A 23,153-nucleotide genomic window follows, 5' to 3' on the forward strand; every position below is an offset into this window, starting at 1 on the left:
CTATACCCTTGTAATTTTTTAAATATTTTGATTACTTTCAACCAAATATTAAACACTTTGAAGATATAAAAATACCCCTATTAAAAATATATAATAATATCTTTTTAATAGGGGTATTATATTAAGGCACATTCAAAAAATAACAAGTCAATATGCTAGTCTATTTTGTATCATACTGCGTCAGCCATATTAACCCATAGCCTATTATATGAACTAATATCACTTCCTTGTCTGACACAAAATATATATGGCATCTTTGACTTGTTATTTTCTTTCGTGTGCCTTAGATGAATTATAAATTTTTTTCTTTACCTAAGAAAAATAAAGTAACAGTTCCATTTCCAACATGTGTTCCTATTGTAGAACCTATATTACTTATTATAAAATCTTTAACTTTTATTTCAGATGATACTAAATCTTTTAAATACAAAGCTCCCTCTAAATCATCGCTATGAGCTATTCCTATAACTTGATTCTCAGGATTTTCTATTCTTTCTATTAGTTTATCCTTTAATACTTTAAGAGATTTCTTTCTTCCCTTTACTTTATCAACATTTTTAAGTTCACCATCTATATTTACATGTAATATTGGTTTTATAGAAAATAATGTTCCTATTGTTGCTGCAGTAGAAGAAATTCTTCCACCTCTTTTTAAGTGGTTTAAATCATCTACAACGAACCAATAATTCAATCTATTTTTGTTTTCCTCAAGCCATCTCACTATTTCCTCAAAAGTCTTTTCAGACTTTTTCATTTCTATTGCATAGTATCCTAAAAGACCTTCTCCTAGTGATGCTCCTTTAGAGTCAACAACTGCAATTTTAGCATTGGGAAATTCTTCTAAAATTTCATTCTTTGCCATAACAGCATTGTTATAAGATCCACTTAGCCCTGATGATAGACATATGTATATTAACTCTTTTCCCTCTTTAATTATATCTCTAAATACTTGTGAATATCTATATTGATTAATTTGTGATGTTCTTGGCATTTTTCCTTCTTTTATAAGATTATAGAACTTTTCATGGCTTAAAGTTTTGCCAAAATCATCAGTATACTCTACTCCGTCTATTTCATATTTATAACTTATTGTTTTAACATGATTTTCCAATAAATACTCTCTTGGCAAATCACATGATGAATCTATTATTATTTCTACCTTCATTTTTCCTCCTATAATTTACAACGCTTTTACTTTTGTTTTCGTTAAAATTATAAATTATTCCTTCTGTATTGTCCATTATTTATAATATTTAAGGTTTTTTTAAGGTTTTCTATATAGACATTTTTTATATTTTTAACATTTTTTAATTCTCCATATTATATTAAAGCGATTATTTATATACTAATTTTTATATTTATTTATCTTAATAATACTATAACCTATATTTCATAAAAAGTATAGATTATAGTATTATTCCTTGAATTATCTAACATTTAATGGAAAACACATATTATTTTGATATATTAAAATAGGTTAATACATCTTTTGAATTTTTAAATATAAGAGGACAATCTATCTCTTCATACTTATCCATAAATCTAAACTGCGCAAAACTCATGTTTATTGCTGTTGCTGCTTTATAATCAACAGAAGCATCCCCTATATATATTGCTTCTTCAACCTTTGCGTTAGATTTTTCTAAAGCTTTTAATAATGGTTCTGGATTAGGTTTATGACATGTTGTATCTTCTTTACAAATCCATAACTTAAAATATTCACTAAGACCTTTATCTATAAAATCATCTTTAAGTTGTTTATGTGTCTTGGATGTTACTATTGCTAAAGAATATTTATTTTTTAATTCTTCTAACATTTCTTTAACACCTTTAAATATATAGTTTTTATGTGCATTTTTTCTAACATTATCTTCCCAAAAATTCCATGCTGAAGTTATTTCATCTTCTTTTACTCCAAGATTTCTTAAAGCATCATCTCCAGGTATACCCATATATTTTCTTAATTCATCCTCTGAATATTCTTTATTATATTTTTTCTTCATAGTTATTTTTAATCCAATCATATTGGAAAAAGAAGTTTCTATTAATGTTCCATCTACATCAAATATTATCCACTTATACATTTTCTTATCCCCCATTACTTATTATCTTTATATCATCATTTATTAGATCTAATGCTATTTCTGTTATTCCTCTTAATCCTACTTTAGTGCTATCTTTTACTGCAATTACTTCACTAAAAATCTTATTTTTTTCACTATATGTTTTCTTAATATTATCTATAAGATTATGCTTAAAGTTATTTCCACCTACAATAATCATATCCGGGCTTACCATACAATTAATTATTGTCATAACATTTGCAATTATCATTGAATATTTATCATCACTTAGGTTCCTAGATAACACTTCATTTAAATAAGAATCTTCTATTGGCATAATTCCTATTTCCCCCGCAAAGTTATTTTTACCTTTAACTAAATTTCCATTTATTATTAGTCCAGCTCCAGCTCCTAAAGTTGTAAAATGTACATAAGCTAGGTTTAAATCCTTTTGAAAATTTTTCTTATATTCCATGGAATATCCTAGCGCCAATGTATTTAAATCATTCTCTAATATTACTGGAATTTTATATTTTTCTTCAATATACTTATTTACCTCTACTTGTTTCCATTCTTTTATGTCCTTACCTGATAAATAACCTTCTTCATTAACAATACCTGGTACACTTATACCAATGGCTTTAATATTACCATATTGGCTAAGTAAATCTTCTAAAATTGTATCAATAATATTATCATCATATATACTTTCTATTTTAATGATGTTTTCTTCAACCACTTCACCTACAATATTAACAATATTATAAATAATCTTTTTTTCCTCTACAATCATAGACAGAATATATTTTTTGCTAATATTTAAAGAATATCTTTCTGCTCTTCTTCCTCCACTAGACTCATCAAGTCCAACACTAATTATCTCATTTTCTTCTAGAAGTTTTAGAAGCAATGTTCTTACAGTAGTATTGCTTATTCCTGTATCTAAAACTATTTCTGTCTTTGTAGCACTACGTCTTTTTTTTATTGAATTTAATATTAGTGTCTTATTTATTTTCTTTAACTCTTTAGGTTTTCCAACTATTTTTCCCAATTTAATCACCTATATTTTTTATTATTTTACATGGATTTCCCACAGCCACAACATTTTCTGGTATTGATTTTGTAACCACACTACCTGCCCCAATAACCGAATTAGAACCTATAGTAACCCCTGGTAAAATACAAACATTTCCACCTATCCATACATTATCACCTATTGACACTGGCTTTGCAAAAGTTTTATATGGTGCTATTCCATCTTTGTTACATTTATTTATTCGTTCTTTTGAATTTGTTGGATGAGATGCGGTATATATTTGTACATTGGGACCTATTAATACATTGTTGCCTATAGTAATTTTATTGCAATCTAATAATGTACAATTAAAATTAATGAAAGTATTTTCTCCTATAGTTATATTTTCACCATAATCACAAAACACTGGTTTTTCAACCCAAACACCTTTACCAACCTTACCAAATAATTGATTCAATATCTTACTTTGATCATCATCTCTATTTCCATTAAATATATCCATAAACTTTCTTGCTTTCTTATATATTTCTAGTAATTCTTTATCTCTTGTGTTATAAAATTCCCCTCTTAACATCTTTTCTTTTTCTGACATTTCAAACACCCCATATACTTTTATCGTAAACTTTTAAAAGTTTATGATAAAAGTATACCCAAATATAATTAAAAGTTCAATACCTTTTGTATATATGTAAATTAAATATTATAAATTATTTACATAGTTTATTAGCCATAATATTGAATTTAACTTTATAATTAAAGATATAGTTTTAGTCACATTCGAAAAATAACAAGTCAGTATGTTGGAGGGATTTAATTGAACAATAATGATATTATAGATTTAATAAGCAAATGTGGTTTTTATTGTGGTAGTTGCCCTGATTATATTCAAGGCAATTGTACAGGTTGTCGTACAGCACATAGAAAAGGAGACTGCTATACCTTTGATTGCGTAGATACTCAGCATATAGATTTTTGTGGACTTTGTATTAATTTTCCATGTAAAGAAATTATGACAAGAGATAAAGCTACAGTTCTAGATTCAAGATGGTTACAATGGAAAGCTAATAAAAAAACTCTACAAAATAAACAATAAAAGCTATGGAATCAAGGTCTTAAAAACAACCCTATATTCCATAGCTTTTTACATTTTAGCAAATTATATTTTAGGCACATTGAAAAAAATAACAAGTCAGTATTCTAGTCTATTTTGACTTATTATTTTCTTTCATGTGCCTTAATTCACAGAGTTTTTTATACCCGTTGAATGTTAGATTAAGTTTAGATTTACTTTGTTATGATTCTTCTTATCACAATAAGTCTTATAGATCTAAAAACTTATTAAATCTCTCTTTAACCATATTTTCTCCCATAATTTGCATTATAGTATAAAGATCTGGTGTATTTGCTCTATGTGATATTGCAGATCTAACTGATCCAGCAACATCTGCTATCATTCCTTTAAATTGATCTGGATTTAATTTAAATTCTTTTCTATTTGCACAATATCCAAGTTCTATTCCCACAGCTTTTAGTTCCTCAAACCATGTGTCTTTATCAGTATTGAAGTTATAAGCTTTTCCATAAGCTTCTATTATTCTCTTTGCTTCTTCTAATTCAACGTTCTTTGGAAGCTCAACATGTTCTGCTTTTTCATTATAGAATAACTCATTAAAGAAATAGAATACTTTTTCTCTTACATCATTCCATTTTGCAAAGTCTTTCCTTGGTTTTGGACCTTCCTTGTCTATGTTAAATACTTCTTTCATCATAGATTCTTTTGAAGTTACTAAACCACACATTTCTTTATCAAATTCTTTTGCCCAAGCAGTATAATTTTCATAAACCTTTTCTGGCTTCATTTTGCAAATTACATCTTTACTTATATCATTTAATTTAACTATATCAAATAAAGCTCCACTTTTACTCATTTTTCCAAGATCTATGTTAAAATTGTGATAATCTTCATTTGGATTTTCAGCTCTCCACTCTTCAAAACTAGAGTTTATTATGTTAAGAAGATATTCAATAACTGATTGAACTGGATATCCTTCTTCTCTATAATAACTTACTGCACTTTCTGGATCTTTTCTCTTTGAAAGCTTTCTTTTAGATCCATTATCATTTTTCATTATTGTTGGTATATGTGCATATTCTGGTCTTTCTAAACCTAAAACTTCGAATAACTGAATATGTATAGGAAGGGAACTTAACCACTCTTCTCCTCTTATTACATGAGTTGTTCTCATTAATGCATCATCAATAGCATGAGCAAAATGATAAGTTGGTAGTCCATCACCCTTTATTATAACAACATCTTGATTATTTTCTGGGAATGATATTTCACCTTTAATTAAATCTTTAAATTCAACTCTTTTTTCTATATTGCCTGGAGATTTTAATCTTAAGATATATTGCTCTTCATTATTTATTTTTTCTATTGCCTCTTCTGGTGATAGACCTCTATATTTAGCAAATTCTCCATAATATCCAGGAGTTAATTTGTTTGCAATTTGCATTTCTCTTAATTCATTTAGCTCCTCTGGTGTAGAAAAACAAGGATATACTAATCCCTTTCTTAATAAGTCCTTAGCAAAAGTCTTATATATTTCTTCTCTCTCACTCTGTCTATATGGACCGTATTCACCCTTAGAAGTGTCTTGTCCTGTCATTCCTTCATTAAAGTCCATACCAAAATTATGCATTGTTGCTATTGTATCATCTATAGCACCTTCAACTTCTCTTTTTTGGTCTGTGTCTTCTATTCTTAGATAAAAAACTCCCTCACTTTGACATGCTAATCTTTCATTGATTAAAGCTGCAAATACTCCACCTATATGTTGAAATCCTGTTGGAGATGGTGCGTATCTAGTAACCATAGCTCCTTCTTTAAGGTTTCTTCTTGGATATTTTTCCATATAATACTCTGGTGTTTTATCAATATTTGGGAAAATAATTTCTGCTAATTTTTCTAAACTCATTATAGTTCCTCCTTTAAAATAAAAAAACTTCCATCCTAAAAAATATAGGACGAAAGTATGATTCCGCGTTACCACCTAAATTGATTAATAAACATTTCATTAATCCACTTATTTCTCTTTAAGGGGAGATTCCCAACGACCTACTTAAGTGTAATTTAATATTATTCAGCCGATAGCTCCAGAGCTTCTTTCTATAGTTCTAAATTCTAGGATTTCACCCTCCCTAGATCTCTTAAATTCAGATACCTATATACTCTTCTCCTTCAAAGCCTAATATTCAATTGTATATTATTTAAATATAGTTTATATTATACCTTTCAAACTTAATATTGTAAATATATATTACAGTTTTTGCTTACATTAAAATATATATACCTGATTTTACAAAATATATTTTAACCTCTTCATATTACACTATGAATTCTTCCTGTACTTTATTTTTATACATATCCTTGTCTGCTTCTTCAAGTAACTTTTTTATATTTATTAATTTTCCTTTTGAATGTGCAAACCCAACAGAAAAACCACGATTTTCTCCATGAAAATGTATACTTTCTTTTTTAAGTTTATAATAGTAATTTTTACATTGGTCCTCATCTTTATTCTCAATTATGATTACAAATTCATCTCCACCATTTCTACAGACACAGCCTGCCTTCCCTACATTTTCAACTAAACTTTGAGCAACTAAACATATAAATGTATCACCTTCTAAGTGTCCAAAAGTATCATTCACACTCTTTAGCTTATCTATATCAATTAAAAAAATTCCTACTTGTCCAATCTTCCCCTCAAATTTATCTACTGTACTTTTCAAAAAATATCTACTATAAACCTGTGTAAGATCATCTTTGTTTTTTAATCTTTTAAGTTCTAGTTCTAACTCCTTTTGCTTTGTTACATCCCTAGCAATTCCATAAACCCCACTTAGCTGGCCTTTTTTATTGTACCTTGGCATTACATAATCTTCTATCCATTTGTATACACCACTTTTTGAAAAAAATCTTGATGTTTTTGGTTTAGAATAATCCATAGTTCCTTTTATTTTGTCTCTTAAATGCTTTTCATCATCATCATGAACTATTTCAAATGGTATATTGGGATTCATAAGTATTTCCTTGGGATAATACCCTAAGATATCATAAATTGCATTGTTTATATAAGTAAACTTAAAATTTGGAATTAAATCAATACTATATATAATATCTCTTGCGTTATCTAATATCTCTTTTAAATTATTATAATCATCTTCATGCCCTAGCATAACAACCCCCACCCCTACATTAATGTTTTATATATTTCTAATTAATTTATATTATCCTTATAATTTACATTGTAAATCAATTTTTAATATTTTGTCTATAAATTCCTTATTTTTTCTTAAAATAATTAAAATTCATTGAATTTATATATAAAATAGTGGTTTATGCCATGAAAATAAGGATATACAAGCATTAAATGATAATTAATGAATTCTAAAATAATTATCAACTTTTATCTATATATCCCTATTTCATTTAAAATACTTAAAACATTATAATAAAAAATGACCGAAAGCTATATCTTGTAGCTTTCAGCCATGTTTATATTTTCTTCTATTAAAATTTCACTTTTTAAATGGATATAATAACTTCTTCCCCATTAGCTGATTTTACTTCTACTATATTAATTCCCTTATACTTTTTTATATCTCTTTTTAATGCTTTAAAAACTTTAATTGCTAAATCTTTTTGTTCTTTTGAAATAGTATCTTTTGGTATGCACCTAATAGCAATACTTCCAAGAAAAAGTGGAATAGGAATTTTAAAATTATGTGTTCCTTCTCTAACGGTAACTTTCATATTATTTCCCCTATTCTATAACTATTTTTACAATGTCACCCTCTGCTGATTCTATATCTACTATTTCACCAATTATTTCATTGTCTAAACAACTTATAACTGTATTCATAATCTCATCCACATTTATACTATCCATGCCTTCTGCACATACTGGAAGTTTTCCTGTTGCCTTAATTATTCCCTTAATTACTTTAACAGGCAATTGTACATTTACCTTATCACCTTTTTTACTTAAGATTTTAATCTTTAAAAATTTATCCTCATAATTTTTAGGAGTTACTAATTTACAATTTGTGTTACTTAATGCATCTAAAAGCTCTTCTGCTTTATCCGAATTAAGTTTTCCTTCTTCCACCATTTTTAAAATTCTTATTGCCTCTTCATTCATAATAATAGCCTCCCCTTTATTAACTTATTCTTTTAATTTAATAATAGCTTCATCTGGAGATATCTCCCCTTTTTCTAATGCTTCTAAAATATCACTATTATCTTTTGATTTTTTTGATTCTCTAGGCTTAAAACCTAAAGTTTCTATAACTTCATCTAATTTAGTTCTTACAGTTGGATATGATATTCCAAGGTCTTTTTCTACTTCCTTTATACTTCCTCTACATCTAATAAAAGTTTCTATAAAATATAATTGTTCTTCATTTAGATAATCAAATTTAGATAAAGTAAATTCATTATCTATAACTGTATTGCATCTATTACATCTTAATTTTATAGCTTTTAGTTTATTACTACATACAGGACAGGAACTAAGAATCTTATACATCTACTTATCACCCTTCCTTACTTCCATATTATCACATTCAATTTAAAAATCAAGTATCAAATTAATTATTTTAATATTTTAATGATTTTTTAATAATTAAATTAATATTTTTATTAATATTTCTTATTATACAATTAATTATTTTAACTGACTCATTTATTTTTTACTGTTTTCAAAAAAAATATATATATCTACTATAGAAGGAATCTTCATTCATGTTTTAGCTACCAAATAAATTTATGTAGAATACACTTTCCTCCATTCATATACTAAAAATTATACTAAGTTATTACTAGTCTCATATAGGAGTTGATAAAAAATGAAAGTAGATCTAGTATGTGAAGGTGGAGGAGTAAAAGGAATTGCCTTAATAGGAGCAATATATTGTTTAGAAGAATATGGTTATGAGTGGCAAAGTTTAGCAGGAACTTCTGCTGGTGCTATAGTAACCTCTTTAATATCAGTAGGTTATACTGGGAAAGAATTAAAAGATATAATGCTCAATATGCCGTTCAGCTCCTTTAACGACAAAACCCCTTTGCAATCTATACCTTTAATTGGACAACCTATAAGCCTTTTAAAAACTAAGGGATTATATGCAGGAAATGCCATTGAGGATTTTTTAACTCTTAAATTTAAAGCAAAAAATAAAACAAAATTCAAAGATATTTCAACCAATGGGGTAAGTAGGCTAAAAGTTTTAGCAACAGACATAACCAAGAGAAAACTTATTGTATTACCTGATGATTTAGTAAACTATAATATAGATCCAATGAAATTTGAGATAGCAAAAGCTGTTAGAATGAGTATGAGTATCCCCTTTTATTATAATCCTGTAATCCTCAGTTCTAATGAAGCGAACAGTTTTATAGTAGATGGAGGTCTCTTAAGTAACTTTCCAATATGGATATTTGATGTTGACGGAATTCCAAGGTGGCCTACTCTTGGGTTAAAGCTAAAACCTACTAAGGAAAAAAAGAAAAATTCCACTAATACAAATCTGATTTCTTTTATAGGTGATATAGTTGAGACTATTTTATCCAGAGATGAAGAAATATACTTAAAGGATAAAGATTCTGTTAGAACAATAGATATCCCAACCTTGGGTATAAAAACTACAGATTTCAATATTACAAAAGATGAGAGTCTAAAACTTTTTCAATCAGGCTATAATACAGCAGAAGATTTTCTGAAAAATTGGAATTTCAAAGAATATGTAACTAGGTATAGATCAAGGAAATTCATCTAATCCGAAAAGGGAGGTCTAAGCAACGCAAATTAGACCTCCCTTTTCTTTAGATAATTCTTTATTATGATATATACAATTTCAATATATGAAATATCTTACTTATCTACAACTTTTTTATCTACACTAGAATTATATAATATTCCTAAAATAATTATTATTGACCCCAAGATTTTTCCATTAGAAAATTCTTTGGTTATTATAAAATCAATTATTATTCCTGCCAAAATTTGACCAATAAATAATAGTAGAGTGCTATAAACCACAGGTATCCTTGGTATAACTATGTTTGAAGAAAATACAACCACTACTCCAATAGCTCCACCTAAAAATATGTAAAAAGGCATTTGCCTTAGAGTTTCAACATTTACATTTATAGTTGTACCAATAAACATTAGAACTAATAAAGAACAAATTAATCCAACAATATAATTTACAAAAGTTCCTTGTAAAACTCCTATTCTTTTCCCTAAAGAAGAGTTTATTACCATAGAAAGTGTTGTAAGTACCCCTCCTATTATTGCCAAAATCATTATAAACATAAGTTTTCCTCCTATATAGTCATTGATATAAGTCCTATTAAGATAATAATAAATCCTATTAATTTCTTGCAATTAAACTTGTATTTTTTCATTCCAAACCACCCATAATTATCTACTAAAGAGGAAAATATAAGTTGTCCAAAAACTGCTAAAGAAGTTGTTAGTGCAACACCTATTTTACTAATAGTTATAATATTGCTAAGGGTTAATGCTACTCCAACTGCCCCTCCTGAAAATAGATATACTGGTAATTTTTCTTTTATTGTGATTTTATGTTTTTTAACTAAAAGTATTATGGTAATGCCTATTAGTCCAACTATATGAATAATTACTAGTGAATAAGTTAGTCCAACATTTCCTTCTAGCTGCCCATTAAACGACAACATAATTGAAATTAATGCTCCTATTATAAGTGCTAATATACTGTTCATTTTTTCTCCTCCATTGTTTAAAGTTAAGACACATTCAAAGAATCTTTGACTTGTTATTTTCTTTCATGTACCTAATATAATAATATCAAAATATTAAGGTTTCTTAATAGGACATTTGTCCCTTTATTTATAAGATAGTATAATAATATATTAAGAGGTGTTTTTATGGAAAGATTAATTGATTTATCCAAGATAGATTTTTACTTAAATCAATTTAATTTAATTAGTTATTTGAATGATGATTTAATTAACAATTGTGAGATTCATACCTTTAAAAAAGGTGAAAACATTTGCAATCTTGATGAAAAAGTTTACTATATGTATTTCTTAGTTAAAGGGAAAACTAAAGTTTCTACATTGTTATCAACTGGAAAATCCTTATTGCTTTGTTTAAGCACCCCTTTAGAAATTATAGGGGATATCGAATTTATGGATAATCCTTTAGCGGACTGTAACGTTACTGCTTTAGAATCTTGTATTTGCTTAGCCTTTCCTTTAGATAAGCTTGAAAAATATGGATACAACGATCCTTTGTTTTTAAGATTTATTATTACTTCTCTTGGAAAAAAGCTAAGAAACAATTCTATTTATAGTTCTATTAATATGCTATATCCATTAGAAAATAGATTTGCCTCTTACATATTATCTTTATTACCAAAGGATTCAAACTTGAATTCTAGTGTGGAAATTGAAAGCTTAACTCATCTTTCTGAACTTTTAGGAACTAGTTATAGGCATTTGAATAGAGTTATAAATTCTCTTAGCTCAAAAAACATAATAAAAAAAGAAAAGAACTCTTTAACAATACTTAATTTTCAACATCTCAAATCTTTAGCTCAAGATATCTTTATAAAAAATAAGTAATGCATAGATGGTGACAAGTTGGTGAAACGTTATAAATGGGGTTTTACTGATATTAACGATCATACTAAATGATTCTTAGCTTTAGATGGGGTTTGCTCAAAATCGACTTAAATTCTCATAACCATAAACATATATTTAACAACAAATAAAAATTACTACTGACAATAAAGTTCAGTAGCAATTTTTATTTATATAAAAGTAATCTTTATTTAACTTCATAAAGATTGTCAAGATGTAATCTTATACTTAATTAAAATTTCTTAGCTAAATAATTCGTTAATCTCATTTTCATTTAAACTACTAAGAAAACTTTCATTTTTAAAATCTCCATCAATTACTTCTTTAATCATCTCTTTTTTTCTATTTTGAAGTAAAAGTATTTTTTCTTCTATGGTTCCTTTTGCTATTAATTTTATAACGTCAACCATATTTTTTTGTCCTATTCTATGAGCTCTATCTGTAGCTTGATCCTCTATTGCAGGATTCCACCATGGATCAAAGTGAATAACTATATCAGCACCTGTTAAGTTTAACCCTGTTCCTCCTGCTTTTAAAGAGATTAAAAATAATTTTTTCCCATTATCACTATTAAATTCATTTACCATATCTAATCTATAGCTTGCTTTTGTGCTACCATCTAAATAATAATAATCCACACCCTCCTTGTTAAGTCTCTCTTTTATACTTTCTAAAACAGATGTGAATTGAGAAAATAATAATATTTTATGATCATTATTTATACCATCTTTTATAATATCTGTTGCTACATTTATTTTAGCACTTTCTCCATTATATCCTTCTATTAAAACCGATGGGTCAAGGCAAAGCTGTCTTAGTTTAGTTAAATATGAAAATATGGTTATCTTATCCTTTGAAAAATTATTATTCTCCATCTTAACTTTTATATCATTAACAAAGGTTTTATATACTTTTTTCTGCTCTTCTGTCATTTCAATAAAAAACTTTCTTTCTATTTTTTCTGGTAATTCCATCATCACTTCTTTTTTAAGTCTTCTTAATATAAAAGGCTTAATTAATCTTTTGAGACTATCTGTATCTCCATCTTTTCCAGTAAATCTATCTTGAAATTTAGATTTTCCATAAAGATATCCTGGCATTACATAATCAAATATAGACCAAAGCTCTGTAAGATTATTTTCTATTGGTGTTCCTGTCAATGCAAATTTTATATCTGCATTAACCTTCTTTACAGCCTCACTACTTAAAGAAGATGAATTTTTTATGTTTTGTCCTTCATCTATTATACAATAATCAAATTTTTTATTTTCATACCATTGGAAATCATTTATCAAAGTACCATAAGTAGTCAATATAATATCATAGTACTCTAAAGATTTCATAACCTCTGCTCTTTCCTCTTTACTCCCATGTAAAATTGCAATATTCATTGTTGGTGCAAATTTTTCAAATTCACTTTTCCAATTATATACAAGAGATGTTGGTGTAACTATTAAGGATTTCTTGTCTCTTTCTGATAATAAAAACGCTATGGTTTGTATTGTTTTACCAAGTCCCATTTCATCAGCAAGTATTCCTCCAAATCCACAATAGCTTAATGTTTTAAGCCATTTATATCCTGAAATCTGGTAGTCTCTTAAAGTTGCATTAAGATCCTTGGGTACATTATAATTTATATTCTCAATAGTCTTCATTTTACTACATACATCTTCAACTATGCTTTTACCCTTTATAAAATGCATTTTGTTGCATTCTATACTATCGTTTAAATACATAGCCCTACTTTTATGAATTTTTATATTCTTTCCTTTTAATGAATTATCATAAATTAGATTATCTAATAGATATAAAAAATCCTTTGTTTCAGTTTCCTCTAAATCCACAAAACTATTATTTTTAAGCTTATAAAACTTTCTTTTATCCTTAAATGCCTTTAATATGTTATTTATCTCTTTTTCATCAAGGTCCCCAATAGAAAATGAGAAATCTAAATAGTTTCCTTGGCTATCGTTAACAGTAGCTTTAATAGACTTTGATTTATATATTTTCTGATCCTTAAACCTATCTGAATAATAAACTTGCCCTATTTCCGTAAGTTTATTTAAATTCTCATTTAAAAATAAATATAAATCCTCATCATTTCCTATAAACTTGAATTTTTCTTTATATTTATAAAATTTAAATTCATTAAGTCTATTTTCAACTTCATTCTCTTTTATTAAATTTCTTATTAAATATTTTCCCTTGGAAGTGCCCTTTATATAATCGAAAGAAATATCTCCATAAATAAGTTTTACATTTGCATAAACTTCTTTATTGTTTCTATCAAAATAAAACTCTACCTTTAAGTCATCACGAATAAGATTCTTTTCTATATTATTACTTACCTCAACTTTATTAGATATACTATCTAATGTTGGTAATATTTTTCCTAAAACACCCTTGCATTTCTCATCTTTAAACACAATCTTTTCTTCTTTTTTTAAGATATCATAAAAAGGTTTATATTTATTACATTGATTATATGATGGTATATATATTTCTCCATTGTAAAAAAACACATCTCCATTGCTATTTAAAGCTTCTGGCATTGTCTCACCTGTCTTTAAAACAAGTCCTTCTTTGTTTTCTTCTACTGAAAATTCTATAGGAATATCCTTAATATTTATAACAGTATTATAATCTGTTCCATGGTAATTAAATTTTATATTTTTGTGCTTTACACATTGCAAAAACCTTCTTAAAGCCGTTGGTACTATTAATAACATTTTTGATTTTATTACCTTTGGTGCATATGGAACACGTGAATATCCATCCATCATATTACTTATATCTTCATATTCCTCAAGAAAATCTAATAAATTCTCGTCATCCTTTGAAAAATAATGTCTATTAGGATAGTACGTAAAATCTTTTCCATATCTTAATTCCACCCTATCCTTCTTACTTTGAATAAATTCATGTATATTTTTAAGAATATACATTTTCTTATTTCCTATTTTAAATTCAACTTCAAAACAATTATTATTAAAATTATTAAGTTTATTATATTTAAGATAAATCTCAATATTAATTAATTCTTGTCTATTATTCTCTTCTAATGAATTTAACAGTCTTTCCCCATCATCTATATTTTCTGGTTCTGATTTTGTTTTACTATTATTGGGAATTCCTGTTTCTTTGTTCTTTATATCTTTTTTCAAACCATTATCTATTTTTCTCTGCAAAAAATCTATGTAATGCAGGGTAGATGCTACAATATGCTTACAACAATAGGTGTATTCAGCAATAGAATTTTTCAAGTAATCTTCGCATGTACATTCAGTATGCGTTACTATCTCTTCTTTTAAATCTGCTATTATATTTACATCATAAACTTTATTATAATTTTGTGATTTAACTCTACTATTTATATCTAAAGTCTCATCTTCTTTATTTACAAAAGCTTTTATTCCTAATACATTACCACTACTATAATATAATGTTCCTTTGCTATAATTTTTTGATGTTACTATTTTATCTTCTAATATATTTTTAACTAAATTTAAATACAACCATTGTTCCGTTACGTAAAACTTATAAAACTCCATAATAACATTATAAAATTATCCAGCCCTTTGTGTAACTTTCTAATGTCATTTGTAAGTTTTATAATGTTACTTGTCTTAACGTAACTCCTCCCTTCTCTACTCATTTCATATATTTTTGATACTTTACGCTGCAACCTACGTAATTTATTTCCTGAATTCTTAACTTTTAATATTTTTATATATTATTTGTGTAAATTTAACTGAGTTAGTTATTTTCAATGCTATAATATAAAAGTTTACCACAAATTTCATAGTATTATCTCTAACTTGTCAAAAATAATAGTATTATTAATGATAAACTTAAAATAAGCTACTCTACCTTATAATTATAACCCCATTTTTTCTAATATATCAAATATTAAGTTTTAATACTCAGACTATTTATGGTATTGAAAGTATTGTTTTTTACATGTATTATTAAATTAATTTTAAATTGGAGGTATGTTATGAAGTATTTAATAAACCAAAAAATCTTTTCTTTTTCTGATAGCTTTAACATATATGATATAGATGGTTATGAGGTTTATTCCGTAGTTGGACAAGTTTTATCTATAGGACATAAACTATCTTTTAGAGATATGGACAATAATGAACTTTTTTATATAAAACAAAGAGTTATGAAGCTTAAGCCAACTTATGAAATATACAAAGATGATAACTTATGTTGTACAATTTCTAAGAGACTTTTTACTTTTTTTCATTGTGCTTTTGACATAAATAGTAATTATGGAGACATGACTGTTAAAGGTAATGTTCTAGACCATGACTATACTTTTAAGATTAATGAAAAAGAACTTGCTAATGTATCTAAGAAATGGCTTTCAATTAAAGATAAATATGTGGTGGATATTTCAGATAATATTGATAATGCTTTTATATTAGCAGCTGTTATAGTTCTTGATCTATGTTGTCACGACAACTAATTGTTAAAGAACTTTATGGCTCAAGTTAAAAATCAATAGTATTTCCAAGACTTTTACCCAAATTTATTTAAAAACTTAGGCTATACCCTTGAATACTTAATTCAATGATATAGCCTCTCTCCTCATACCTTGTCACTGTCACTCATAAGTCTTGTTACCTTCAAATTAATCAAAGTTTATTTCGAGTTGGAGTATAAAAATAACTTAATAACTTTTAATCTTCACAAATTCCAGCCTTTTTGTAAAGCTCATAAAAATGATGTGTAGGTCCTACTCCGTTACCAAGTTTAAATCCATTTTTTATTGCAATTGTAATATATCTTTTAGCGTCTTTTACACTTTCTCTTATTCCCATACCTTTTGCTAGATTTGCAGCTATAGTTGATGATAATGTGCAACCTGTTCCATGAGTATGTATTGTATTAACTCTTTCTCCTTCTAAATACATGAAATTTTCTCCATCATATAATAAATCTGTGGCTTCATTTTCTAAGTGTCCACCTTTTACTAACACATATTTAGGTCCAAGATCCTTTAATTTTACAGCAGCTTCTTTCATCTCTTCTACTGTGGTTATCTTTCCACCTAAAATTTCCTCTGCTTCAGGTAAATTTGGAGTTATTAGTGTTGCTAATGGTATTAATTCCTTTATTAATGTTTCTTTTGCATCTTGTGATAATAATCTAAATCCACTTTTTGATACCATAACTGGGTCTAAAACAATTGGCGGAAGATTATCTACGTTTCTTAATGCTTCTCCAATGGCTTTAATAGACTCTATTTTAGATACCATTCCAATCTTAACACTATCTACTCTTATATCATCAAAAATCACTTTTATTTGAGCTTTTATAATCTCTGGTGAAATATCTTGTATATCAAAAACTCCCATAGTATTTTGTGCTGTTATGGCTGTGATTACACTCATGCCATAGACTCCATTTGCTGCAAATGCCTTTAGATCTGCTTGAATTCCTGCTCCCCCACAAGAATCTGATCCTGCAATTGTTAATGCTCTTTTCATTTTTAATTCCTCCCACATTTAACTATTCTATACTAAATTAAAAATCTAAATCTTAATCAAGTAATTTAAAGACTTATCTTTTTATCCCTCACTTATTAAAAATAAGAGTAACTATCTATAAAATATTAAATAAATTATAATAAAAAAAGTGTAGCTGAAAGCTACACTGTGTAAATCAAAGTATACTTCCCTACGGTGGTACTAACCACATCAGGTTTTAAGAGTCTAAGAAGTCATTTCTTCTATTCTCAGCTATAAATAATAGCTCCTCTAGTAATTTATTCTATATTTAATTTCAATTTTATTATATACCATACTATAAAGATTTTGCAAATGAAGTGATTTTTAAAATTTATAAAAATAACATACATTTTTTAAATTTACATCTTATTTTCTTAAGTAAGGTTATTATAAGTTCATATTTTCTTAGTTTTAACTTCAAAATCTAGCAATTAACGCTCTTACACCCGAGGTAATTTTCAGAAAATTACTACTAAAGGGTTTACTATTACTTATTTTAATCCTATAATTTTATTATAATTAAAATTTTTCAAACATAGGGGGATTAAGTTATGACAATAAATGAAAGAATCGAAGCCTTAAGGGGTTTAATGAAAAAACATAATGTACATGCTTTTATTATTCCAAGTTGTGATAATCATCAAGGTGAATATGTAGGAGATTATTTTAAATCTAGAACATGGATATCAGGATTTACTGGTTCTGCCGGTACAGCAGTTATAACATTAAATAAATCTGGTTTATGGACAGATGGTAGATACCATATACAAGCTGCTCATCAATTACAAGGAAGCGAAGTTGAACTTTTTAAAGATGGCCTACCAGGAGTTAAATCCTACACTGAATTCATTAAGTATGAATTAAAACCTGGTGAAAGAGTTGCTTTTAATGGAAAGGTTTTCTCTGTTAATTCTTTAAAATCTCTTCAATGTACCCTTGAAGATACTAATATTGAAATAGTTCCTGAAGAAGATTTAATAGATTTAATTTGGAAAGATAGACCTTCTATTCCTAAAGATAAAATTTTTATTCATGATGTTAAATTTGCTGGTAAAAGCAGAGTTGAAAAAATAAAAGAAGTTAGAGATGAAATGGCTAAGCACAAAGCTACTGCTTATGTTTTTGCTTCTTTAGAAGATATTATATGGCTTACAAATTTAAGAGGAAACGATGTTCATAATAATCCATTCTTCTTATCTTATGTTTTAGTTACTACTAATTCTTGTACATTATATATAGATAAAGATAAAGTAGACGACGTTACTAAAAATGCTTTAAGCAATGATGGTGTATCTATAAAAAATTATGATGATATAGCTGAAGACTTAAAAAATCTTAATGATACTGATAAGGTTATATATGATCCCTCAAGACTAAATGTTTGGTTAAAGAGTGCTATTAAAAGCACTATAAAAGTGTGTGAAATGAGAGATGTAACTACAAATTTAAAGGCTATAAAAAATCCTATAGAAATAGAAAATATAATGAAATCTCAAGTTAGAGATGGTGTGGCCATGGTTAAATTTAACAAATGGTTAAATGACACTATAGGTAAAGAAACAATAACTGAAATATCTGCTTCTGATAAATTAGAAGAAATAAGAGCTCAAGGTGAAAATTACATGGGATTAAGCTTTGACACTATAGCTGGTTATAAAGAAAATGCTGCAATGATGCATTATTGTGCAACTAAAGATAACTTTGCTACACTTAAGCCTGAACACTTCTTCTTAGTAGACTCAGGTGCTCATTATTTAGATGGTACTACTGATATAACAAGAACATTTGCTTTAGGTAAGTTTACTGATGAGGAAATGGAAGATTATACTTTAGTTCTTAAAGGTAATATAGCATTATCTAGAGCTATATTCTTAAATGAAGCAATAGGTACTAGCCTTGATGTATTAGCTAGAAGACCATTATGGGAAAAAGGACTTGACTATAAATGTGGTACAGGTCATGGTGTTGGATTCTTCTCTACTGTACATGAAGGACCTCATCAAATAAGAAAAAATGTAGTTGATGTATTATTAAGACCTGGTATGGTGGTTACTAATGAACCTGGTGTTTATAAAGAAGGTAAGCATGGTATAAGAATAGAAAATGACTTATTAATTGAAAAAGCATTTGATACTGATTGTGGTACTTTCCTTAAATTTAGGGCAATCACATTCTGTCCAATAGACCTTAAGCCAGTAAAAAAAGAGCTTCTTTATTCTGAAGAAATTCAATGGTTAAATGACTATCATAAAGAAGTTTTTGATAGATTATCTCCATATTTAAATGAAGAAGAAACTGCTTGGTTAAAAGAAGCTACTAGAAGCATTTAATAAAGTTACAATTTACAAACTGATTTTAATTTGTTATTTTTTATGTGTAAATAGACATTTTAAAATTTAATTTTATAAAATAGTTAATACTGTAACGGACTGTATATATTTTTGTGTAGAACAAACTTGTATACAGTCCGTTTTATCATAGAAGTAATAAAGGGTGTTACAAATCATAAGATAAAAAATGAGCTATCCCCCTTAAAAATTATTTTCTAAGATAGCATAGTCTATTTTATATTAAGGCACATTCAAAAAAATAACAAGTCAGTATAATAGTATATTTTACTTGTTATTTTCTTTCATGTGCCTAAAATAAATTTTAGTTTATTTTAATGTAAATTTATTTAATCCTTCTCTTACATTATGTGAGACATCCTGAAGATTGTTGGAAAGTTTACTCATATCTGTTATTACATTTTCAAGCTCACTTGCTAAGGAAACTATTTCTTCAGAAGATGCTGATACTTCTTCTGAAACAGCAGATACTTCCTCAACCATTCTAAATATTTCGCTATTTTTATTTTCTATGTCATTGATTTCTACATTTATTGTATCAATTTTGGGAAGTACTGAATTTAAATTATTATTTATTTTCAAAAACATATCAGCACCCTTATTCATATCAGTAATTTGATATTCTATTGTAGAATTAACATCCTCAGACTCTACTGAAATATTTTTCATTAATATCACATTTTCATTTACGATTTTTTCTATTTCATTTGAAGCATTTCTGCTTTCCTCTGCTAACTTTCTAACCTCTTCTGCTACAACTGCAAAGCCTTTTCCTGCTTCTCCTGCTCTAGCCGCCTCTATAGATGCATTTAAAGCTAGAAGATTTGTCTGTTCTGTTATCCCATTTATAAGCTCTATTATTTCTGCAATCTTTAAAATACTTTGTCCTAATGTATTAATCTTAACATTAAAACCTTGCATTTTTAAAGTTACATCATCTGAACTTGAAACTATTCCTTCCATTATTTTTTTATTCTCATCATTGACAGACTTTATTTCTACTGTATCATTATTTAATTCACTTATGTTGTCTACAACTTTGCTAATTCCTTCACTGAAATTACTTAATAATGCATTTATATTCATTAAATTATTCGCCTGCATTCCAGCCCCTTTTGCAACATCCTCTACTGAAATTAAAACTCTATTTGAAGAATCACTAACCACTGAAGATACATTGTTTATGTTCTTAATTTCATCTTCTAAAGTATATGTACTTTCTTTTAACCTATATATCATTCCACTTATTGACTCTTTTGTTTTATATGCACTTTTTGCTATGTCTCCGATCTCATCATTTCTATTTAATAAAGTGTCATCTATATTTACATTTAAATTACCATTACCCATTTCCTCTAAAACATATGTAATACTTAATATTACTTTCTTTATTTTCTTCCCTACAAATCTCCATATAAATATTAATACTAAAGTTGCAATAATAGTTATTAAAGATATTATTAAAATAGTTTTCTTTGCTCCTTGGAACATCTCTTTTTTATTTATCATAGAAACAATTGTAATTGGAAAATTGTTTTTATCAACTTTTTTACTCAATGTTTCATATTTTTCACCATTTCTTGAAATTTGCAAACTACCTGATAAAAGCTTTTCTATGTCTATATCTTTTAAGTCAGTTTCATCTAATTTTTTACTTGTATCATTATTTGAACTGTCTGCTATAATATATCCTTCTTTGCTTATTATAAATACTTCTCCACTGTTTCCTGTTTTATAATCCTCTGCAATTGACACTATTGAATCTAAGGATATTCCTAAATTAAAAACTCCTATTACTTCTCCATTTATCTTAAATGCTTTTGTTGCAGCTAATGATAAACTTCCATTTGTTGTGGTAAATATATTATAAACTACATCACCAGAATTCAAAGCATTTTTATACCAATCTCTAGTTCTTGGATCATAATTATCTTTTCTATCCTCTGATGGATATTGAACATATCCCCCATTTTTTTCTGATGCAAAACTTATAGTTTTTATTGATAGATTAGCTTCTTCAAATGCCTTAAAATAATTATATAAAGAAGCTTCAAATTCTCCATTACTCTCTGGAGTCATTTTAATGGAACCATTCTCCCCTGTTTTATCTACATATGTGGTAATACTATTATCTTTAAGATCTAAAGCATTTTTTGACGGTGTAAGTACATTTAAACTTCCTTCTATAGTCTTAAAGTATTCATTTAAATATGATGACAAATTAGTGCTGTATTTATTTGCATTTTCTGAAAAATTAACATAATTGTCTTTTAAAATCATATAAAAAATTGATACTGCTAGCACACACATACATACTAAAGTTATACCTATGGATAATATTCCTGTCTTTTTTACAACTGATGTATTGTTTTTTTTCATTGTAACACCTCTTCTGCATATACTTTCTGTTCATTAAATATATCGTTACAATTCATAAATTCTTAACATTTTTCTGTAACGATTACATCCTCTATATTTTTAATGCTATATCCTCAAATATAAGCTGTATATATTATACAATCAATATTAGGATATAAATAGAAACTTTTATGAGGTAGATAAACATACTAGCCCTGATAATCCTTTAAATTTAAAAAATTTCCCTACTACAAAATTTAAAACCATGAAATTATTTAAAAATAAATTAATTTCATGATTTTAAAATTTTTAATAGCTATTCTTTTACCCAATATTTACTACAATCATTAGCTCTTTCTAAAAAACCATATTCCACCATAGCTCTTCTTAGAGTAGCATAATCACTATATATTCTTTCTAAAATCCTATTTATTTCTTTTTCAGAATAAGACTTACCTCTTGCGAAATTCTTTGTTATTTCTTCTAAAACTATAATTTTTCTCTTTTCTTTTGATGGATAAGTTTTCAACCCACCATTTTCATCCATATAATTGCTTATAATAGTTTCTTTTTCCTTATCAGTTATATTAAACCTATCGTCTAATGTTGTAGCAGTTTTATGAGCATCACATATTACTTCTTTATCCATTTTATTTATATTCTTCTTTGTACCTTTTGAAAGAAGTTCCATCATGGTTAGAAACAACTTAGCTTGCTTTTCTTTTTCTCTTAATTTATATCTATGGTTTCTTATTGTGGATTGAGCGAGCCCCAACTTACTAGCAATTTCCTTATCACTTATACCATGAGAAAAAAGTGTTATAAGCTGCCTCTGCACATCAGAAACCCCAGTAAAGCTTGAATTCATACTTAGTAAATATTCAAGGATTGAACCATGTTTTTCTTCAATATGGATTTTTGTAGCCATTTTAGCATCATATAAAACTGAATCAGCTTCATATATTTTTCCTATTATAAATTTCTCTTTACATATAAGACACTGAATACATTCCTCATCCTCTATATATCCTTTTTTCACTTCTTCTATAGATGCATCCCAAAACAATTCATTTGATTTACCTTCCATTAATATACCCCTTTCTTTCTATAAATTGCAAAACTCACAAAATCATT

20 protein-coding genes, 1 riboswitch and 1 other annotated feature are annotated in these 23,153 nt (G+C 27.1%); of the genes, 5 read left to right on the forward strand and 15 right to left on the reverse strand.

Features of this window, described 5'->3' with window-relative positions:
- Positions 1-292: 292 nt before the first annotated feature.
- The 4 genes from BM119_RS04885 to BM119_RS04900 all read right to left on the reverse strand — a co-directional run bounded on the left by BM119_RS04885 (position 293) and on the right by BM119_RS04900 (position 3,691).
- A complete protein-coding gene (locus BM119_RS04885; RefSeq protein WP_090039405.1) occupies positions 293-1,165 on the reverse strand; it encodes a DegV family protein in 873 nt (290 codons plus the stop codon).
- Positions 1,166-1,454: 289 nt separating this feature from the next.
- Positions 1,455-2,084 carry an HAD family hydrolase gene (locus BM119_RS04890; protein WP_177199315.1) on the reverse strand — a complete coding sequence of 210 codons (630 nt, stop codon included), beginning with the start codon at positions 2,082-2,084 and terminating at the stop codon, positions 1,455-1,457.
- Between the two features lie 4 nt (positions 2,085-2,088).
- Positions 2,089-3,114 carry an ROK family protein gene (locus BM119_RS04895; RefSeq protein WP_090039408.1) on the reverse strand — a complete coding sequence of 342 codons (1,026 nt, stop codon included), beginning with the start codon at positions 3,112-3,114 and terminating at the stop codon, positions 2,089-2,091.
- A 1-nt stretch (position 3,115) separates the two neighbouring features.
- Entirely contained in the window at positions 3,116-3,691 is a 576-nt protein-coding gene (locus tag BM119_RS04900; protein ID WP_090039409.1) for a sugar O-acetyltransferase, read from the reverse strand.
- 222 nt (positions 3,692-3,913) lie between these two features.
- Between BM119_RS04900 and BM119_RS04905 the strand changes: the two genes are divergently transcribed.
- Entirely contained in the window at positions 3,914-4,192 is a 279-nt protein-coding gene (locus BM119_RS04905) for a DUF3795 domain-containing protein (protein ID WP_090039411.1), read from the forward strand.
- A gap of 226 nt (positions 4,193-4,418) precedes the next feature.
- Here BM119_RS04905 and gltX read toward each other — a convergent pair whose 3' ends face one another.
- The 5 genes from gltX to BM119_RS04930 form a co-directional block, all read right to left on the reverse strand.
- Positions 4,419-6,077 (reverse strand): glutamate--tRNA ligase, encoded by a 1,659-nt coding sequence (gene gltX, locus BM119_RS04910; protein ID WP_090039413.1) that lies wholly within the window; start codon positions 6,075-6,077, stop codon positions 4,419-4,421.
- A 42-nt stretch (positions 6,078-6,119) separates the two neighbouring features.
- Positions 6,120-6,353 (reverse strand) — a binding site (T-box leader).
- 133 nt (positions 6,354-6,486) lie between these two features.
- Positions 6,487-7,341, reverse strand: coding sequence for a sensor domain-containing diguanylate cyclase (locus tag BM119_RS04915; protein ID WP_090039415.1), 855 nt, complete (start codon positions 7,339-7,341; stop codon positions 6,487-6,489).
- Positions 7,342-7,690: 349 nt separating this feature from the next.
- Positions 7,691-7,918 carry a hypothetical protein gene (locus BM119_RS04920; RefSeq protein WP_090039418.1) on the reverse strand — a complete coding sequence of 76 codons (228 nt, stop codon included), beginning with the start codon at positions 7,916-7,918 and terminating at the stop codon, positions 7,691-7,693.
- A 10-nt stretch (positions 7,919-7,928) separates the two neighbouring features.
- Positions 7,929-8,306: an SHOCT-like domain-containing protein gene (locus BM119_RS04925; RefSeq protein WP_090039420.1), complete on the reverse strand. Its 378-nt coding sequence runs from the start codon at positions 8,304-8,306 to the stop codon at positions 7,929-7,931.
- A gap of 24 nt (positions 8,307-8,330) precedes the next feature.
- Positions 8,331-8,693 (reverse strand): DUF2089 domain-containing protein, encoded by a 363-nt coding sequence (locus tag BM119_RS04930; protein WP_090039422.1) that lies wholly within the window; start codon positions 8,691-8,693, stop codon positions 8,331-8,333.
- Positions 8,694-9,012: 319 nt separating this feature from the next.
- On the opposite strand from BM119_RS04930, the gene BM119_RS04935 reads away from it, so the two are divergent.
- Complete coding sequence (locus tag BM119_RS04935) at positions 9,013-9,942, forward strand: patatin-like phospholipase family protein (RefSeq protein WP_090039424.1); 930 nt, start codon at positions 9,013-9,015, stop codon at positions 9,940-9,942.
- Positions 9,943-10,037: 95 nt separating this feature from the next.
- Here BM119_RS04935 and BM119_RS04940 read toward each other — a convergent pair whose 3' ends face one another.
- Together BM119_RS04940 and BM119_RS04945 are read right to left on the reverse strand one after the other, a co-directional pair.
- A complete protein-coding gene (locus BM119_RS04940; RefSeq protein ID WP_177199316.1) occupies positions 10,038-10,481 on the reverse strand; it encodes a DMT family transporter in 444 nt (147 codons plus the stop codon).
- An 11-nt stretch (positions 10,482-10,492) separates the two neighbouring features.
- Entirely contained in the window at positions 10,493-10,912 is a 420-nt protein-coding gene (locus tag BM119_RS04945; protein ID WP_090039426.1) for a DMT family transporter, read from the reverse strand.
- 165 nt (positions 10,913-11,077) lie between these two features.
- On the opposite strand from BM119_RS04945, the gene BM119_RS04950 reads away from it, so the two are divergent.
- The gene (locus BM119_RS04950; RefSeq protein ID WP_090039428.1) at positions 11,078-11,776 is read left to right on the forward strand and encodes a Crp/Fnr family transcriptional regulator; all 699 of its coding nucleotides are present in this window, start codon (positions 11,078-11,080) and stop codon (positions 11,774-11,776) included.
- Positions 11,777-12,036: 260 nt separating this feature from the next.
- On the opposite strand, the gene BM119_RS04955 is transcribed toward BM119_RS04950, so the two are convergent.
- Complete coding sequence (locus BM119_RS04955) at positions 12,037-15,345, reverse strand: DEAD/DEAH box helicase (protein ID WP_090039429.1); 3,309 nt, start codon at positions 15,343-15,345, stop codon at positions 12,037-12,039.
- A gap of 446 nt (positions 15,346-15,791) precedes the next feature.
- On the opposite strand from BM119_RS04955, the gene BM119_RS04960 reads away from it, so the two are divergent.
- A complete protein-coding gene (locus BM119_RS04960) occupies positions 15,792-16,268 on the forward strand; it encodes an LURP-one-related/scramblase family protein (RefSeq protein ID WP_177199317.1) in 477 nt (158 codons plus the stop codon).
- A 214-nt stretch (positions 16,269-16,482) separates the two neighbouring features.
- Here the strand turns inward: BM119_RS04960 and thiD are convergent, their stop codons facing one another.
- Positions 16,483-17,292, reverse strand: a complete 810-nt coding sequence (thiD, locus tag BM119_RS04965; protein ID WP_090039433.1) for a bifunctional hydroxymethylpyrimidine kinase/phosphomethylpyrimidine kinase — start codon at positions 17,290-17,292, stop codon at positions 16,483-16,485.
- Positions 17,293-17,462: 170 nt separating this feature from the next.
- Positions 17,463-17,574, reverse strand: a riboswitch (TPP riboswitch).
- Positions 17,575-17,864: 290 nt separating this feature from the next.
- On the opposite strand from thiD, the gene BM119_RS04970 reads away from it, so the two are divergent.
- Positions 17,865-19,643: an aminopeptidase P family protein gene (locus tag BM119_RS04970; RefSeq protein WP_090039434.1), complete on the forward strand. Its 1,779-nt coding sequence runs from the start codon at positions 17,865-17,867 to the stop codon at positions 19,641-19,643.
- A 327-nt stretch (positions 19,644-19,970) separates the two neighbouring features.
- Here BM119_RS04970 and BM119_RS04975 read toward each other — a convergent pair whose 3' ends face one another.
- Together BM119_RS04975 and BM119_RS04980 are read right to left on the reverse strand one after the other, a co-directional pair.
- Positions 19,971-22,040, reverse strand: a complete 2,070-nt coding sequence (locus BM119_RS04975; protein WP_090039436.1) for a methyl-accepting chemotaxis protein — start codon at positions 22,038-22,040, stop codon at positions 19,971-19,973.
- A 295-nt stretch (positions 22,041-22,335) separates the two neighbouring features.
- Positions 22,336-23,106: a DUF2087 domain-containing protein gene (locus BM119_RS04980; RefSeq protein ID WP_090039437.1), complete on the reverse strand. Its 771-nt coding sequence runs from the start codon at positions 23,104-23,106 to the stop codon at positions 22,336-22,338.
- Positions 23,107-23,153: the final 47 nt, after the last annotated feature.

Source organism: Clostridium frigidicarnis, from assembly GCF_900111985.1.
Taxonomy (GTDB): domain Bacteria; phylum Bacillota; class Clostridia; order Clostridiales; family Clostridiaceae; genus Clostridium_Z; species Clostridium_Z frigidicarnis.

Coding starts and splice junctions, on each gene's coding strand:
- BM119_RS04885 (WP_090039405.1), bottom strand. CDS start 1,165: ATGAAGGTAGAAATAATAATAGATTCATCATGTGATTTGCCAAGAGAG.
- BM119_RS04890 (WP_177199315.1), bottom strand. CDS start 2,084: ATGTATAAGTGGATAATATTTGATGTAGATGGAACATTAATAGAAACT.
- BM119_RS04900 (WP_090039409.1), bottom strand. CDS start 3,691: ATGTCAGAAAAAGAAAAGATGTTAAGAGGGGAATTTTATAACACAAGA.
- gltX (WP_090039413.1), bottom strand. CDS start 6,077: ATGAGTTTAGAAAAATTAGCAGAAATTATTTTCCCAAATATTGATAAA.
- BM119_RS04915 (WP_090039415.1), bottom strand. CDS start 7,341: ATGCTAGGGCATGAAGATGATTATAATAATTTAAAAGAGATATTAGAT.
- BM119_RS04920 (WP_090039418.1), bottom strand. CDS start 7,918: ATGAAAGTTACCGTTAGAGAAGGAACACATAATTTTAAAATTCCTATT.
- BM119_RS04925 (WP_090039420.1), bottom strand. CDS start 8,306: ATGAATGAAGAGGCAATAAGAATTTTAAAAATGGTGGAAGAAGGAAAA.
- BM119_RS04930 (WP_090039422.1), bottom strand. CDS start 8,693: ATGTATAAGATTCTTAGTTCCTGTCCTGTATGTAGTAATAAACTAAAA.
- BM119_RS04935 (WP_090039424.1), top strand. CDS start 9,013: ATGAAAGTAGATCTAGTATGTGAAGGTGGAGGAGTAAAAGGAATTGCC.
- BM119_RS04940 (WP_177199316.1), bottom strand. CDS start 10,481: ATGTTTATAATGATTTTGGCAATAATAGGAGGGGTACTTACAACACTT.
- BM119_RS04945 (WP_090039426.1), bottom strand. CDS start 10,912: ATGAACAGTATATTAGCACTTATAATAGGAGCATTAATTTCAATTATG.
- BM119_RS04950 (WP_090039428.1), top strand. CDS start 11,078: ATGGAAAGATTAATTGATTTATCCAAGATAGATTTTTACTTAAATCAA.
- BM119_RS04955 (WP_090039429.1), bottom strand. CDS start 15,345: ATGGAGTTTTATAAGTTTTACGTAACGGAACAATGGTTGTATTTAAAT.
- BM119_RS04960 (WP_177199317.1), top strand. CDS start 15,792: ATGAAGTATTTAATAAACCAAAAAATCTTTTCTTTTTCTGATAGCTTT.
- thiD (WP_090039433.1), bottom strand. CDS start 17,292: ATGAAAAGAGCATTAACAATTGCAGGATCAGATTCTTGTGGGGGAGCA.
- BM119_RS04970 (WP_090039434.1), top strand. CDS start 17,865: ATGACAATAAATGAAAGAATCGAAGCCTTAAGGGGTTTAATGAAAAAA.
- BM119_RS04975 (WP_090039436.1), bottom strand. CDS start 22,040: ATGAAAAAAAACAATACATCAGTTGTAAAAAAGACAGGAATATTATCC.
- BM119_RS04980 (WP_090039437.1), bottom strand. CDS start 23,106: ATGGAAGGTAAATCAAATGAATTGTTTTGGGATGCATCTATAGAAGAA.